Source organism: Alloiococcus otitis ATCC 51267 (assembly GCF_000315445.1).
In the GTDB taxonomy this organism is placed as follows: Bacteria; Bacillota; Bacilli; order Lactobacillales; family Carnobacteriaceae_A; genus Alloiococcus; species Alloiococcus otitis.
Window position 1 is genome coordinate 322941 of sequence record NZ_JH992958.1, and the last position, 14498, is coordinate 337438.

Annotated in this window: 15 protein-coding genes and 1 other annotated feature; of the genes, 9 read left to right on the top strand and 6 right to left on the bottom strand. The window is 46.2% G+C overall.

Going from position 1 to position 14498, the window contains the following annotated elements:
* Positions 1 to 5: 5 nt before the first annotated feature.
* On the top strand, positions 6 to 665 hold the full coding sequence (locus HMPREF9698_RS04020; protein WP_003777551.1) for an HD domain-containing protein: 660 nt from the start codon (positions 6 to 8) through the stop codon (positions 663 to 665).
* Between the two features lie 9 nt (positions 666 to 674).
* Here HMPREF9698_RS04020 and HMPREF9698_RS04025 read toward each other — a convergent pair whose 3' ends face one another.
* A complete protein-coding gene (locus HMPREF9698_RS04025; RefSeq protein WP_003777554.1) occupies positions 675 to 1031 on the bottom strand; it encodes a GNAT family N-acetyltransferase in 357 nt (118 codons plus the stop codon).
* Positions 1032 to 1407: 376 nt separating this feature from the next.
* Between HMPREF9698_RS04025 and HMPREF9698_RS04030 the strand changes: the two genes are divergently transcribed.
* Positions 1408 to 2739, top strand: a complete 1332-nt coding sequence (locus HMPREF9698_RS04030) for an MATE family efflux transporter (RefSeq protein ID WP_003777555.1) — start codon at positions 1408 to 1410, stop codon at positions 2737 to 2739.
* Between the two features lie 94 nt (positions 2740 to 2833).
* Here HMPREF9698_RS04030 and HMPREF9698_RS04035 read toward each other — a convergent pair whose 3' ends face one another.
* From HMPREF9698_RS04035 to HMPREF9698_RS04055, 5 genes are all read right to left on the bottom strand, one after another.
* The gene (locus HMPREF9698_RS04035; protein WP_003777557.1) at positions 2834 to 3706 is read right to left on the bottom strand and encodes a DegV family protein; all 873 of its coding nucleotides are present in this window, start codon (positions 3704 to 3706) and stop codon (positions 2834 to 2836) included.
* Between the two features lie 76 nt (positions 3707 to 3782).
* Positions 3783 to 4295 (bottom strand): NUDIX hydrolase, encoded by a 513-nt coding sequence (locus tag HMPREF9698_RS04040; RefSeq protein ID WP_245530960.1) that lies wholly within the window; start codon positions 4293 to 4295, stop codon positions 3783 to 3785.
* Positions 4296 to 4408: 113 nt separating this feature from the next.
* A complete protein-coding gene (locus tag HMPREF9698_RS04045) occupies positions 4409 to 5458 on the bottom strand; it encodes an LTA glycolipid anchor biosynthesis glycosyltransferase, IagA/BgsA family (RefSeq protein WP_003777562.1) in 1050 nt (349 codons plus the stop codon).
* Positions 5459 to 5469: 11 nt separating this feature from the next.
* Positions 5470 to 6063 carry a TVP38/TMEM64 family protein gene (locus HMPREF9698_RS04050; RefSeq protein WP_003777567.1) on the bottom strand — a complete coding sequence of 198 codons (594 nt, stop codon included), beginning with the start codon at positions 6061 to 6063 and terminating at the stop codon, positions 5470 to 5472.
* Between the two features lie 5 nt (positions 6064 to 6068).
* On the bottom strand, positions 6069 to 7280 hold the full coding sequence (locus HMPREF9698_RS04055) for a glycosyltransferase family 4 protein (protein WP_003777570.1): 1212 nt from the start codon (positions 7278 to 7280) through the stop codon (positions 6069 to 6071).
* Between the two features lie 491 nt (positions 7281 to 7771).
* Positions 7772 to 7991: a binding site (T-box leader), on the top strand.
* Between the two features lie 229 nt (positions 7992 to 8220).
* Between HMPREF9698_RS04055 and HMPREF9698_RS04060 the strand changes: the two genes are divergently transcribed.
* The 7 genes from HMPREF9698_RS04060 (at position 8221) to HMPREF9698_RS04090 (ending at position 14416) form a co-directional block, all read left to right on the top strand.
* The gene (locus HMPREF9698_RS04060; RefSeq protein ID WP_003777573.1) at positions 8221 to 9321 is read left to right on the top strand and encodes a methionine ABC transporter ATP-binding protein; all 1101 of its coding nucleotides are present in this window, start codon (positions 8221 to 8223) and stop codon (positions 9319 to 9321) included.
* An 11-nt stretch (positions 9322 to 9332) separates the two neighbouring features.
* Positions 9333 to 10022: a methionine ABC transporter permease gene (locus HMPREF9698_RS04065; RefSeq protein WP_374189083.1), complete on the top strand. Its 690-nt coding sequence runs from the start codon at positions 9333 to 9335 to the stop codon at positions 10020 to 10022.
* Between the two features lie 32 nt (positions 10023 to 10054).
* A complete protein-coding gene (locus HMPREF9698_RS04070; RefSeq protein WP_003777578.1) occupies positions 10055 to 10882 on the top strand; it encodes a MetQ/NlpA family ABC transporter substrate-binding protein in 828 nt (275 codons plus the stop codon).
* A gap of 31 nt (positions 10883 to 10913) precedes the next feature.
* On the top strand, positions 10914 to 11651 hold the full coding sequence (locus HMPREF9698_RS04075) for a MetQ/NlpA family ABC transporter substrate-binding protein (RefSeq protein WP_003777579.1): 738 nt from the start codon (positions 10914 to 10916) through the stop codon (positions 11649 to 11651).
* A 31-nt stretch (positions 11652 to 11682) separates the two neighbouring features.
* On the top strand, positions 11683 to 12543 hold the full coding sequence (locus HMPREF9698_RS04080; protein ID WP_003777581.1) for a MetQ/NlpA family ABC transporter substrate-binding protein: 861 nt from the start codon (positions 11683 to 11685) through the stop codon (positions 12541 to 12543).
* Between the two features lie 231 nt (positions 12544 to 12774).
* On the top strand, positions 12775 to 13665 hold the full coding sequence (locus HMPREF9698_RS04085; protein WP_003777584.1) for an ABC transporter ATP-binding protein: 891 nt from the start codon (positions 12775 to 12777) through the stop codon (positions 13663 to 13665).
* Positions 13658 to 14416: a hypothetical protein gene (locus HMPREF9698_RS04090; RefSeq protein WP_003777586.1), complete on the top strand. Its 759-nt coding sequence runs from the start codon at positions 13658 to 13660 to the stop codon at positions 14414 to 14416. The genes HMPREF9698_RS04085 and HMPREF9698_RS04090 overlap by 8 nt, the downstream gene beginning before the upstream one ends.
* Positions 14417 to 14498 lie beyond the last annotated feature (82 nt).

The following is a 14498-nucleotide window of genomic DNA, read 5'->3' on the forward strand; positions in this document are numbered from 1 at the left end:
GAAGTATGAGTTTTAGTGACCAGGCTATTGAAGAAACGGTTAATTTTGTCAAAAGTCAAACGTCCAGGGAGGGGACTGGCCATGATTGGTTCCACATCCAAAGGGTCTGGCAGATGGCTTGTTATATCCACAGCCAAGAAGGGGAAGGGGACTTGTTTATTGTCCAAATGACAGCCCTCCTTCATGACCTGGCGGATGAGAAATTAGGGGATGAGGAGGCTGGCTTGGAAAAAATTGCTTACTTTTTGGAAGGTCTGGGTCTGTCCCAAAGCAAGATGGAGCAAATTTTAGCCTGCGTCCAGTCCATTTCCTACCACAAACAGCTTGCCCAAGAAAGTTTGTCGGTCGAGGAGCAAATTGTCCAGGATGCCGACCGCTTAGATGCCATGGGAGCTATTGGCATAGCCCGGGCTTTTACTTATGGAGGGAGCCTTGGCCAAGTTATTTGGGACCCGGCTTCTGACCCGCGTTTGCAGGATGACTCAGGAGATTTGGCCAAGGCTACCATTAATCATTTCTACCAGAAGCTATTACTGCTTAAAGACCAGATGAATACCGAAACCGGTCAGGCCTTGGCCCAGGACCGCCATCAGTTTATGTTGACTTATTTAGACCAATTTTACCAGGAATTGGACAGGGTGGAAGACCCAGAAACCCCGGACTAGGGTTGCTAGCTAGCTTGGACCATTGTCATAGAGGTAGTAATAGAGAGGCACTTGCCGGCTATCTTGGACCTGGATGGCCTGGGCCTGTCGAAGTCCAGCCTTTTGGTAAAAGGAAATGGTGCAGTCCTCGTCAGTATGGAGGAAGTAATAGTCTACTCCCTGGTCTTTGAAGTAGGCTAAGGTAGCCTGGAAGAGCTGGCGACCAAGGCCTTGACCCCGGGCACTAGGAGCCAGGATAAAAAGGGTGATCTCCCCTTGGTAGACTAAGTCAGAAGCTTCTTCTAAGCTTCGGTAAGTCTTTTGTTCCAAGTAGTAGTCGTCGATCAATTCTTGGCGGATACTTTGATCTTTGGCCAGGAGGGTCATTAAAGCAGGTGTAGTATCGGCATTTTAAAAGTCGCAAGTTTAGTTTGTCCCTGTCAGACCTTGCCATAATGACTCCGACAACTTGACCTTGGACTAAGGCGACCAGGCCGAAGCTACTGGCATTTAGACAGGATTGGACATCGAAATGGACACAGGCTTGGCCTGCTTCCTTGTCCCTTTGTAAGATGTCTTGGTACCATTCCTGGCCCATGATGGCCTCAATGGCGGGGATGTCTTGTGCCTGGATTGGGCGAAGGTTGCTTTCTCTATTTTCTGCTTTCATGTCATGAGTTCCTCCTGTGAACAATGAGATCCTTGCTCAGTTTTGAATTGACTGGTAAGCTAGGGTGGATTCTAAGAAAGGGGAGTGCAGCCAGTGGCAAGTCAGAAACACCCGCTCTTGGCTGAATTTTTCGAATACATATCTTCCGGTATGGTTTCGATGATTGGCGTGGCCATTTTCATCTTAGCCGATACCTTTTTTATTGCAAACGGGATTGGCCAGGAAGCGGTTGCAGCCTTAAATGTTGCCATCCCCATCGGCAACATACTCCACGGGACTGGTTGGATGATCGGGGTTGGGGGAGCCGCCCTCTACTCTATCGTCCGGGGCCAGGGAGACTTGAACCGGGCGAATGGGATCTTTACCTTTACCGTTAAGTTAGCGGCAATTGTGGCTACAATTGTCTGCCTTCTCCTTTTGGTCTTTAATGAACCCATTCTTTATTTCTTCGGGGCATCTGGTCAAACCATTGGCCTGGCCCAAGAGTACTTTATTATCCATGCCTTCTATGGTCCCTTTTTTATTATAGCAAATACTTTCGTTTCTTTCGTCCGAAATGACAACAATCCTAGGCTAGCTACCATGGCTTTGATGTCGGGTGCCTTTAGTAATATTATACTGGATTACATTTATATTTACTGGTTTAATTGGGGGATGGCAGGGGCCTCCTTTGCCACCATCCTCTCACCGGCTATTACCCTGGCTGTTTTGACCCTCCACCTCAATTATACCAAGCGCAAACTCGCTTTTGCTCCTTTCCGCTTCCACCTGGACCGCTTGCGACGGATCTTTTCTATCGGTTTCTCATCCCTCCTCAACGAACTGGCTTCAGGCATGATTATTGTCTTCTTTAACCAAGCCATGCTGGTCTTAGTCGGGGATGTGGGGGTGTCAGCCTATGCAGTGGTTGCCAATATCAACCTGGTGGCCCTTTTAATCTTCCAAGGCATGGGCCAGGGAGTACAGCCCTTAATTAGCCGGTACTATGGCATGACCCGGGGCCAAACCGTTAAGCGCCTGGTTAAATTCAGCATTTTGGCCATTGCCTTGGTTGGCGGGGTATTAATGACCATCAATTTGTCCTTTACTGACCAGATCGTCTCTCTCTTTAACCGGAATGACAATCCAGAAATGGCTATGCTGGCCAGCCAGGGGATCCGGTTCTTTAGCCTGTCCATTATCTTAGCTGGTTTAAATATCTTGGCCATTTACCTGCTCGCTGCTATAGAGCGGGCCTTTGCCTCCATGTTGATTTCCCTCTTGCGAAGTCTGATCTTGATTCCGCCCATCATTTCCTTCCTAGCTAGTCAGTATGGTGTTGAGGGAGCTTGGGCCACCATGATTGTGGTTGAGCTTATCACCCTAGTCTTTACCATTTCCTTTACCCTCTATTACTGGCGGAAAACCCTGGCAGACCAGACCTAAATTGGACCTGGGCATTTAAGCATAATAGATATAGATAAAGAAAAACACCCTCCCAAAAGACAGCCAATGTCTATAGGAGTGGTGTTTTTAGTATTTAATCCTTGCTTGCGTAGGGAATAACGCCTACCCCAATAGCTCCTTCGCCAGAGTGAGTACCTAAAATCACGGTTAAAAAGTCTGACCGGAAACTGGTGTTTGGGTATTTGACTTGGAGTTTTTCGATCTCCTTGGCAACTTTCTTTTCCCGGTTGGCATGGGCAAAGCAGATTTTAGCCTTGCCATCAAATAATTTCATTTTTTCGTCAACAATATCTTCCATCCGCTTGAGGGCCTTGTTCAGGGTTCGGACTTTTTCATAGGGTTTGACTTCACCGTTCTTGTCAATGATCAAGATGGGTTTGATCCGGAGTAGGTTCCCCATCAAAGATTCTCCTTTGGACAAGCGACCGCCCTTGACCAGGTTTTTGAGGTCTTCCACTACGACGAAAATATCGGTTTGTTCGGCCACCCAACGGAGTTTATCGCAAACTGTTTGGTGGTCTAGCCCTTCATCGAGTAGGGTCATGCCTTGTTCAACCAGGTTTTCAATTAAAAGTGATGTGCCTTTGGAATCAATAAAATAAGTATGAAAGTCATCGGCATAATCTTCGGCCACCACTTTAGCTGATTGCAGGGCACCACTAATTTTAGAAGACAGCAGGATGAAAATGACGTGTTCATAGCCCTTAGCCTTGATGTCATCAAGGATTTCGGAGTATTGTTGGGGGCTGGGTTGCGAGGTGGTTGGCAAGTCTTTGGAAGCTGTCATGGTCTCGTAGAACTCAATAGTCTTCTTGTCATCCCGGGTGTCGGTATAAGTGGTTCCGTCAGGGAAGGTGGTACTCAAGGTTAGTTCGTAGATATTGTCTTGGTCGAGTAAGTCTTGGGAAAGAGTCCCAGTACTGTCAACGACAAAAGCTGTGTTCATTTACTTACCTCCTTTCTAGATAAACCTATTATAATTTAAACTGTTCAAAAAATAAAATAGTTTCCTGACTAAGTTGTCAGTCGGGTAAAATTTCGCTGCCAGCCTGGTAGATATCAAAGAGGGCCTGGAGGAAGGACTTTTGGTAGGGGACAAAGCGGCCCTGGTCCAAGTAGGCGAACAGGTCTGCCAAGTCTAGCCACTGGACGTTTTGGATTTCGTCTTTGGCTATTTGGAGGCCGGCCAAGTCGATTGAGTAAGGAAGCAGGTAATAGTCGGACAGGCCTTGCTGGTAGGAAGCGGTCAGGATGGGGGCTGTGGTCTTGAGGTCCAAGTCCAGGCCTAACTCCTCTTTAAACTCCCGGCTTAAAGCTTCTTGGCTGGTCTCCCCAGTCTTGACCGCCCCACTGCAGGACAAGTCCCATAAGCTTGGCCAGTTTGTTTTAGTCTCTACCCGTTTTTGGCTGAGGACCTGGCCTGAGTCATTGATTAAAAGACCATGGACCATCAAGGTATAGGTCCCTGGACCAGTTTTTTCCTGGCGGCCAATGGTCTCCCCTAGGGGTCGTTTGTTGCCGTCATATAAGTCCATTTTTTCCACAGTCTTGCCTCCCGTGTCAAGTATCTCTAAAACAATACTAGCACTAGGGTCTAACTGAAGCAAAAACGGAGCTTTAGCTAGGCTAGTGCTAGGAGTGGATATTTTTAGTTGGCTTTTTTAGAGAGGAGGCCGGTCTGGCTGTCGGCCAAGTCCATGGCTTCCTGGTAGGCCAGCTTGAGCTGGTGGCCAACTTGGTCAATACTTTTGGCTGCAGCTGCCCGGTAGCCAGCCTGGGTCAGGTTGGGAATTTTGCCTTGAACCAGGTCTTGAATGAGGCTTTTAAATTCCTCAAGGTTCTGCCCCTTGTAGACGTTTTGCCCATGATGGAAGTCTTTGTCAAAAACAGGGATGTCTCGGACGATGGTGTTTGCCTTGGAAGCCAAGGCTTCAAGGAGGACGATGCCTTCAGTTTCTTCATGGGTCAAAAAGAGGTAGATGTCACAAGCAGCATAGGCCACCCGGATGTCTTTGCGGTCAATGTAGCCAGCAAATTTGAGGTTGTCTAGCTTGGTGTAGTAGGCTTGCTGGACTTCTTTCGGCAAGAAGCGGATATCGGTGTGGCCAAACCAGACAAAGTCATAGTCAGGCAGGTCTTTGGCTAATTCGACAAAGTCAATAATCCCTTTGCGTTTAATGGGTAGGCCCACTGAAATGATGAGGGGCCTGGTGGGATCAGCTTGGTAGCGGGCTTTAAAGGCCTGTATTTCCTCTTGGCTGGCCTGCCAGTAGTCGAGGTCAATCCCGTTTGAGATGACCTGGATGGGAGCCTTGAGTTGGTATTGGTCTAGGAGGCTTTTGGAGTAGGCAGAAGGAGTGACAATCAAGTGGCCACTGTTGTAGCAAATTTTTAGCCAAAGCTTAAAGAGAGGGGCTAGGGCATTGGCGAGTTTAAAGGAGTCCCTGAAGTCTTCTTCGGTGGAGTGGGCATGGTAGACCACGGTTTTGCCCCGGAGTCTAGCCCAGCAAGCCTTAAGGAGGGACTGGGGAAAGATGGTGTTGATATGGATGAGGTCATAGTCTTTGACGCGACCCTCCTGGCCTGTGGTATAGGGGATGTCAGCTTTCTGCAAGGCCATTTTTTGGTGGTCCAGGGCCCGGCCAACCCCGCTTTTTTCGATTGATTTGAGCATGTCACTAAGCAAGTAAACTTTCATGAAGAAACCTCCTAAAAAAGGTGTTCAAAGATATTTAAGACGAAGAGTAAACCATAAGAGTAGGCCAAGAGGGTAAAGGGTTTACCAAAAAAGAGGGACAAGAAGAAGTGTTTAAAAGACATATTAGATAGACCAGCTAGGTAGCAGAGGAGGTCAGCTGGACTGATGGGAAAGAACATGCCGAAGGTAAACAAGCGGTCAAAGAGCCGGCTATTTTCGATCTTGCCAATGTATTTATTGTATTGTTTTTCGTTGACCATGGTTTTGACAAAGGGTCTGCCGTACCGTTTGGCAAGGTAGTAGTTGGTAACTGACCCGATCATAATGCCAATAAAGTTGAGTAAAAAACCGTTGACATGGCCAAAGACCAAGATGCCCACTGGGATGGTGATGGCCCCAGGAATAATGGGGAGGACAACTTGGATAAATTGGATGAAGATAAAGAGTGGGCCGGCCCAACTACCAAATTGGTCGAGATAGTGACGCATGACTTCCGGGTTGGTAAAGAGGTTGACCCGGAAGGCCCAGATAAGGAAGATGCCGGCCCCAATTGTGCCTAGGATGTTTAAACCATTGATAACAGTTCGCGATTGCACCTTTGCCATAAGCCCTACCCCCAAGTTCTGAGGGTGGAGAGGCCTTTGTGACTTTTGGCTTGGCTAGAAGCTGGCACATGGTCATCTAAGACTTCTTCGTACAAGTCTGAGACCGCTTGACCAAAGGCTTGGGCTGAGAAGGATTGAAGGGCTTGGCTTCTTGCAAAGTCTCCCATTTGACTAAGGGTTTTAGGATCGGCCAACAAGCGGTCCAGTTTTTGGTAGAAGTCCTCCACGTCTTGGTAGGCAAAGCCGTTTAAACCAGTTTGGATAACCTCCTTCAAGCTGTCGTCTTGCCGGCAGAGGAGGGGGAGGCCACTGAAGAGGGCTTCGATGTAGGTTAAGCCCTGGGTTTCACTGGTGGAAGCAGACACAAAGAGGTCTGCCATTTGGTAGTAGTTGGCTACCTGGTTAGGATCTACCATACCGGTGAAGTGGACCCGGTCACTTAAGCCGAGTTCATTTACCTGACTTTGGAGACTGGCTTTGTAAGGACCGTCCCCACAAATCATGAGTTTTAGGCTTGAATCCTCTCTCTGGCTTAAGTAGTCAAGGATTTCAGACAGGTTTTTCTCTTTGGCTAGTCGGCCCAAGAAGACCAAGAGCCGGTCTCCTTCTTGGTAACCAGCCTGGCTTCGAAGCTCTTGTCGCTCTGCTTGGCTTAGAACGTGGCTGAATTTTTGGCTAGGGATACCAGTTGGGATGATGGCAATGGAGCTTTGGACTTGGTAGCCCATTAGCATGTCTTTGACTTTTTGGGTAGGGGCAATCACGTAGTTTACTTGGTTGAGTAAGTGTTTGGACATAAGGGAGACGATTTTTTTACCCATTTTTTTGTTGGGAGAGAAGTAGTGGGTGTAGTCTTCGTAGATGGTGTGGTAGGTGTGGACGATGGGAATAGCCAAGTCTTTGGCAATAGCTTTGGCCATTTTAAAGGTGGAAAACTCACAGTGGGTGTGGATTAATTCAGGTTGCCAGTTCAGGATTTGGTCTTTAATCCAATCAGTGGTGGTGAAGGAGACTCGGGCTCCTGGGTAAATTTTGTTTAAGCTAATGGAGGAGACGGAATAAACCCCCTCCTTTTCGTCAAAACCTGGTTTGGGCGACAGGGTGAGGACCCGGACCTCATGGCCAGCTGCTTCCAGTGCTTGTTTTAGGGTTTGGATGGATGTCACAACACCATTGATAGCTGGAGTGTATAAATCACTTGTCATTAAAATTTTCATGCTTGGCCCTCCTAGGCTAGGTTTGCACCCATTATTGTCGGTGGTCGCCCTTTCTTCATCTTTAGTATAGCCCAGTGACAGTCTCAAACATCAGTCCATAGACTGATCTTAGCCGGATAGAAAAATGGACTTTGATGGACTTTTTTAACAAAATGAAAAATAAAGCTTGCAATTCTATAAAACTTATATTAATATGGTTAGCAAGATGAAAATTGACTTCCTAGAAGAGATAAGTACAAGATTGAATCCTTTGTAAAGAGAGCTCTGCTTGGTGAGATGGAGTAAAGGATGGCCTTGGAAAATGGTCTCTGAGAAGCTAACTGATGAGCCTTGGCGAGTTGGTTACGTTTGAACAAGCGTTACTTTGTTGGCACTGATAGGTGTTGTAGAGATAGCATGAGCAATTGTGCTATAAGTCAAGGTGGTAACACGACTAAGATTTTAGCGTCCTTGTAGCTGGTTTAACCAGCTACAAGGATTTTTTTATAGGGATAAAAACCAAAAGTGAGTAAGTTATTACCCGCTTGACAGAGAGCTTACACTCGGTGAAAGTAAGCAAGTAGGGTTAACTGAACATGGCTTTTGACATAGGTTTAATGGTTGAGCAAAAAGCAAGACCATTACGGGGACACCGTTATCAAGAGGAGTTCTTAACTCTAGAGGGGGAATTATATCCAAACAAGGTGGTAACGCGGCACTGTCGTCCTTAATTAAACAAGTGGTTTAATTAAGGACTTTTTTTATATTCAAAATAGTAGGCCTAAGACCTCCTAGAGGTGTAGGCTAGATATAGTGCCTGCAAGGTTAAAGCAGTGGTTAGGTTAAGAAATTTTGCTCCTCCAAGCATACAGGATGGGAGTAACTTTACCGGGGATTTGACCTAGCTAAGTGAGCAGACCCCTTGTAGGATTGATAATTTCAAATGAAGGGAGACAAGTGAATGATCGAGCTGAAGGACATTGATGTTCATTTCCAATCAGATGAGCATGTCATCAAGGCGGTGAAAGGAGTTAGTTTAAAAGTAGATAAGGGGGACATATATGGGGTGGTTGGCTACAGCGGGGCCGGCAAGTCAACCCTGGTCCGGACTATCAATCTCTTGCAAAAGCCAACCAATGGCAGCGTCCGGGTGAATGGCCAGGACATGCTGGATTTATCAGCCAGTGAGTTGCGGGCAGCCCGCAAAAAAATTGGCATGATCTTTCAGCACTTCAACCTGATGAATGCCCGGACGGTAGCAGGCAATATCTTATATGCCTTACGGTCGTCTGACTTATCCAGGGAAGAAAAGCAAACCAAGGTCACCGACCTACTAGAATTGGTAGACTTGGCCGACAAGCATGATTCCTATCCCTCCCAGCTATCTGGTGGGCAAAAGCAGCGGGTAGGGATAGCCAGAGCCTTGGCCAATGACCCAGAAGTCCTCTTGTGTGATGAAGCAACTTCGGCTCTAGACCCCAAGACGACCACGGATATTTTAAAGCTTTTGAAACAGTTGAACCAGGAATTGGGCTTGACCATTGTCTTGATTACTCACGAGATGGACGCCATCAAGGAAATTTGCAACAAGGTAGCCGTCATGGGAGACGGGGAAGTGGTTGAACGGGGGGACATTGTTAAGATCTTTACTGAACCGGAGAACCCCCTAACCCAGGAATTCATCAACACAGCCCTTGGGATTGACCAGGCCTTGGAGAAATTGAGCCGGCAGGAGACCGTGATGAACCTGACCAACAAGGACCAGATTGCCCAGTTGACCTTTAAGCAGGGGAGTGCTGGTCAGCCTTTTACCAAGGAAGTTTATGAGCGTTATGGCATTTCAACCAATATTATCTACGGGAATGTTGAGATTTTAAATGGAGACTACATCGGGAACCTGATTGTCATCTTTACAGGGGACGATGAGAGTTTGCAGGAGTCTTACCGCTACTTAGAAGAAAACCATGTGACAGTTGGCTTGTTGGAACATGTCAAAGACGGGGAAGAATACAAGCTAATCCCTCGTAGTGACATTGGTTCAGAGGAAGGAGATACAGAATGACCCTACTTGCAATTTCTGATATTATTGAGCAGCTTTTGCCCTACTCAAGTGAAATACCAGAACGTTTTGTCGAAACCACGATCGAGACCTTGTACATGACCTTGGTGACCGCTGTGATTGCGGGGGCCTTGGGGATTATTTTAGGGGTGACTTTGACCGTGACCCACAAGGGCAATATCTTAGACAACCGCTATGTTTACAAGATCTTGGAGAATATTATCAATATCCTCCGGTCCATTCCTTTCATTATTATGCTGGCCTTGATCTACCCGGTCACCCGGGCCATTGTGGGGACCACCATTGGGACCACAGCGGCCATTGTCCCCCTTGTGGTGGCCACTGTTCCTTTCTATGCCAAACAGGTGGAGTCCGCCCTCTTGGAAGTGGATGATGGGATTGTCGAAGCAGCTGAGGCTATGGGGACCAGTCCAGTTGGCATTATCTTCTCAGTCTACCTCAAGGAAGGCCTGCCCAGTCTCTTGCGGGTATCCTCTGTTACCATTGTCAGTTTGATTGGGACCACCACTATGGCCGGTGCTGTTGGTGGGGGCGGTTTAGGGGACCTAGCCATCACCCGGGGCTATAACCGTTTCCAACACGACGTTACCCTGGTTTCGACCTTGATTATTATGGCCTTTGTCTTTATTAGTCAAGGGATCGGCAACTATTTTGTCAACAAAACCAGTCATAAGAATAAGTAAATAAAATACATTTGTATAAAGGAGAATGAGTTATGTCATATAAAAAACTACTATTAACCCTTGTCAGTGCAGGAAGTTTATTTGCCCTATCCGGCTGTGGCAGCCAAGCAGATGAAGTGGTCCGTGTGGGCGTGATTGGAGAAGACCACGAGGACTGGGAATTCGTCCAAGACAAGGTGGCTGACCAGGGAATAGACTTGGAATTAGTAACATTTTCGGATTACTCCCAGCCCAACCGTGCCTTAGACGACGGGGATATCGACCTCAATGCCTTCCAGCACCGGATTTTCTTGGATAACTTTAATGAAGAATTCGGAACCAATATCGTCCCTATTGCCGATACAGCTATTGCCCCTTTAGGGATTTACTCGGAAGAAGTTCAAGATGTTTCAGAGATTGGTGAAGGGGCCGAAATTGCCATCCCTAACGATGTCACCAATGGGGGCCGGGCCTTGGTCTTGCTCCAGTCAGCCGGCCTTATCGAAGTGGATCCAGATGCGGGGATCCTGCCTTCAACAGATGATATCACAGACAACCCCTTGAACCTGGAAATCACCGAACTGGATGCCTCCCAAACAGCTCGTTCCATTGGGGATGTGACCGCAGCTGTTATCAACTCTGGTATTGCCGTGGATGCCGGTTACATCCCAGATGAAGATGCTGTTTTCTTAGAGCCCGTTGACGAAAATTCAGAACCTTATATCAACGTTATTGCAGCTAATGAAGGCGATGAAAGAGAATCCTTCGACATCATTGTGGATGCTTACCAGTCTGAAGATACCCTGGAAGTCATCAATGAGGCCAGTGAAGATTCCGTAATTGTCGTCTGGGCTGAAGATGGCTATGAATTTTCTGAATAAGTCCTGTTTGTCAGGCAGGAGAGATAATGGGATGAAAAAGAGTGTTAGGAGCTCTACTGATATCTGGGAGGAAGTCGCCGACAAGGTAGCGGACCAGGGAGTGGATTTGGGAGTTGTGACCTTTTCCGACTATGTCCAGCCCAACCGTGCCTTAGATGAGGGGGATATTGATCTCAATGCCTTCCAAACCCGAATTTTCTTGGATAGCTTCAATGAAGAATTTGGATCCAATATTGTCCCTATTGCCGACACCGTCATTGCCCCCTTAGGGATTTACTCAGAAGAAGTCCAAGATGTTTCAGAGATTAGTGAGGGCGCTGAAATTGCCATTCCTAACGAGGTCTCCAATGAAGGCCGGGCCTTGGTCTTGCTCCAGTCAGCCGGCCTTATCGAAGTAGACCCGGATGCGGGGATCTTGCCTACAACAGATGATATCACAGACAACCCCTTGAACCTGGAAATCACTCAACTGGATGCCTCCCAAACAGCTCGTTCCGTTGGGGACGTCACAGCTGCTGTTATCAATTCTGGCATGGTAGTGGATGCTGGCTATAAACCAAACGAAGATGCCATATTTTTAGAGCCCGTTGACGAAAATTCAGAACCCTATATCAACGTTATTGCAGCCGATGAAGGCGATGAAAGAGAATCCTTCGACATCATTGTGGATGCCTACCAGTCCGAAGATACCTTGGAAGTCATCAATGAGGTCAGTGAGAACTCCGAAATTGTCGTCTGGGCTGAAGAAGGTTACGAGTTTTCTGAATAAGTTAGGTTTGTTAGTAAAGGGAGATGGTGGAATGAAAAAGAAAATATTGGGAGCTCTAGCAGCCTTGTCCTTGTTTTCGCTAGCGGGCTGCCAAAGTAGCCAGGCGGAAGAGCACTTGAAAATTGGTGTAGTGGGCGATGCCTCAGCTGACATCTGGGAGGAAGTCGCCGACAAGGTAGCGGACCAGGGGGTGGACTTGGAAGTTGTCACCTTTTCCGACTATGTCCAGCCTAACCGGGCCTTAGCTGATGGGGACATAGATTTAAATGCCTTCCAACATTTGGCCTTCTTGAAGGAATACGTGGAAGATTCGGGAGATGACTTTGTCCCGGTGGGATATACCGCTATTTCGCCTACCTTTGTCTTTGCCGTCGAGGGCATTGATAGTCCCGAAGACATTCCTGAGGGGGCTTCTGTTGCCATTCCCAACACGGTGACCAATGCTGAGCGGTCTTTCCTAGCCTTACAAGACCTGGGCCTCTTGGAATTGGACCCAGAGGCGGGGTCTGCCCCGACCGTCGATGATATTGAAGAGGTCAAGCATGGCCTGGAAATTGTGGAGTTAGACCCCCAACAAGTGGCCCGGGCCTTGGGAGATACAGACCTAGCCATTATCGGGTCCCAGCAGACTGTGGATGCCGATTATGACCCCCAAGACGCCATCTATAATGATGTAGAAGACAGCGACCGGGAAGTTGACCCGCTAAAGAAAAATGCCATTGTCACCCTAAGAGACCGGCAAGACGACCCAGCCATCTTAAAGGTGGTAGACGCCTACCAGAGTGATGACATTAGCCAACTAGTCGTTGATGTGACGGCCGATCTAGTAGCCTGGGAAGAAGGCGATGACCCCATTGGTGACTTTGACCGTGCCTTAGAGGAAGATCGGTAAATTAAAATTATTCCTTAAAGCAAAACCTTCACCTGAAAAGGGTGGGGGTTTTGTTTTTTCAATGTTTATAGGTAAAGTAAGTTTCAGCTTATGAAAATGAGAAATGTTAATAAAATTAGTTAAATATTAATTAAATAAAAAAAACAATTAGATAACATTTTTGCTTAGTTCTTGTTTTATCTTTTCGTTGGTGGAATCATTATTATTGTGTAAAAAGGAGTGTATTAATCGATGGCATTAAAAGTAGAAGGATTAAGCAAGCAATACCCTAAAAGTGACCATTTTGCCTTACAAGATGTGTCTTTTTCTATTGAGGACGGTGAAATAGTCGGTCTAGTTGGTCGCAACGGGTCAGGTAAAACGACCCTACTAAAAATTTTAACCAAGGCATTGCGACCAAGCCAAGGTAAAATTTATTATCAGGGGCAAGACTTATGGTCGCATGCCAACCAATTAAAAGATTTAGGAGTTTTGATCCGACCGGTTTTTTATGACCATCTTACCGTCCTAGAAAATTTAAAATTTTATTTGACCATTCACCAAGCAGAGGCCTACCAAGATAACATTGAACCAGTTCTTAAATTAGTGGACCTGTGGGATAACCGCCAAGATAAGCCTTCTACCTTTTCTTTTGGGATGGAGCAACGTCTTTCTTTAGCCATTTCACTCCTAACCGAGCCGAACTTTCTAGTTCTAGATGAACCTTTTGTTGGATTGGATCCGGATGGGGTTAGGCTCTTGATTCAGATCCTAAAAAAGGCTAGCCAAGTTAGGCAAACAACTATGATTATTTCCAGCCACCAGCTAGCTGAACTAGAAGCCATTTGCCAACGCTTCTTGTTTATTGAACAGGGGCGTTTGGACGAAAAAGCAGCTAAAATTCAAGGAACTTATATCGTATTCCTCAACCATTCCATAAAGTTAACCGATCTTTTTGATAGTCAGCTTTTAGACTACCTCACCTATACAGAAGAAGGTAAAATCTTGCGGATTAACCAGACTATTGACCTGGGGGACTTAAATAAGGTGCTATTCGTTTTAGCTAAAAACAACCTGATCCAGTCCTTTAGCAGAGGCAGTAGTCTCAACCAATATTTTGAAAGAGGGGAAGACCATGACTAATTTATACCGGGCCAATTTAAAACTAAGCTTGAAAAGAAAAGAGTCCTTTATTTTATGGGTTTTTGCCTTGCTACCCTTTATTCTTATCATTGTTGACTTATTTGACACTCAATTTATGCAACTTTCGGCACCTGCTAACTCACTGAGTTTCACAACCTTCTTGGAAGCTGTTATCAACGTTCAATACGAGACCTTTTTGCCTTTAGTAGCTCTTATTTACTTGGTTATTGTTACAGTTGGGGATGAAGTTAGGTCGGGCAAGCTTCTCTTATATAAAGATATCAACCGGGCGGAGATTATCTTTGCTAAGTTATTTTCCCTCTTAACAGTTTACGGTATTTACTTTGGTCTAACTGTTGTGACGAGCTTGTTGACTTATTACACTCACTTGGTCAACCAGCCATATACTTCTGGTCAATTTTTTCCAAGTGAAGGCCAGGAGTTCAAAAATAGTATTTTGATTGTTTTAGCAACCATAGCTATGTCTGTTATTTGTATCTTTTTGACAGCATTTTTATCCTTAAAATTTAATAAAGGACTCACCCTCTTGTTGGTCTCTATTGTTATGTTATTTTCATTTGTTAGTTCAAAATTAACCTTAACGTCCTATATATTCCCTAATGCCTATCCGGAATTTTTCACCGGGTCTAATTTTTGGTTGGTCTTACTAGCCATTCTAGGCAACTTGGTAGGAATAAGTTTCATTCTGTCCTGGTGCAACCAGGCAAGTTTTAAGAAGATTGAATATTAAGTGTCAACAAGCCCTTCCGCTGTAGGCGGGGCTTTTTCTTTTGCAGTAATGCTTACTGGTAGCTTCTAGTCTAGGGCCAGCT

Excerpts from the sequence above, each read along its gene's own strand:
- HMPREF9698_RS04020 (WP_003777551.1), top strand. The coding sequence starts at position 6 with ATGAGTTTTAGTGACCAGGCTATTGAAGAAACGGTTAATTTTGTCAAA.
- HMPREF9698_RS04025 (WP_003777554.1), bottom strand. The coding sequence starts at position 1,031 with ATGACCCTCCTGGCCAAAGATCAAAGTATCCGCCAAGAATTGATCGAC.
- HMPREF9698_RS04035 (WP_003777557.1), bottom strand. The coding sequence starts at position 3,706 with ATGAACACAGCTTTTGTCGTTGACAGTACTGGGACTCTTTCCCAAGAC.
- HMPREF9698_RS04040 (WP_245530960.1), bottom strand. The coding sequence starts at position 4,295 with ATGGACTTATATGACGGCAACAAACGACCCCTAGGGGAGACCATTGGC.
- HMPREF9698_RS04045 (WP_003777562.1), bottom strand. The coding sequence starts at position 5,458 with ATGAAAGTTTACTTGCTTAGTGACATGCTCAAATCAATCGAAAAAAGC.
- HMPREF9698_RS04050 (WP_003777567.1), bottom strand. The coding sequence starts at position 6,063 with ATGGCAAAGGTGCAATCGCGAACTGTTATCAATGGTTTAAACATCCTA.
- HMPREF9698_RS04055 (WP_003777570.1), bottom strand. The coding sequence starts at position 7,280 with ATGAAAATTTTAATGACAAGTGATTTATACACTCCAGCTATCAATGGT.
- HMPREF9698_RS04060 (WP_003777573.1), top strand. The coding sequence starts at position 8,221 with ATGATCGAGCTGAAGGACATTGATGTTCATTTCCAATCAGATGAGCAT.
- HMPREF9698_RS04070 (WP_003777578.1), top strand. The coding sequence starts at position 10,055 with ATGTCATATAAAAAACTACTATTAACCCTTGTCAGTGCAGGAAGTTTA.
- HMPREF9698_RS04075 (WP_003777579.1), top strand. The coding sequence starts at position 10,914 with ATGAAAAAGAGTGTTAGGAGCTCTACTGATATCTGGGAGGAAGTCGCC.
- HMPREF9698_RS04080 (WP_003777581.1), top strand. The coding sequence starts at position 11,683 with ATGAAAAAGAAAATATTGGGAGCTCTAGCAGCCTTGTCCTTGTTTTCG.
- HMPREF9698_RS04085 (WP_003777584.1), top strand. The coding sequence starts at position 12,775 with ATGGCATTAAAAGTAGAAGGATTAAGCAAGCAATACCCTAAAAGTGAC.
- HMPREF9698_RS04090 (WP_003777586.1), top strand. The coding sequence starts at position 13,658 with ATGACTAATTTATACCGGGCCAATTTAAAACTAAGCTTGAAAAGAAAA.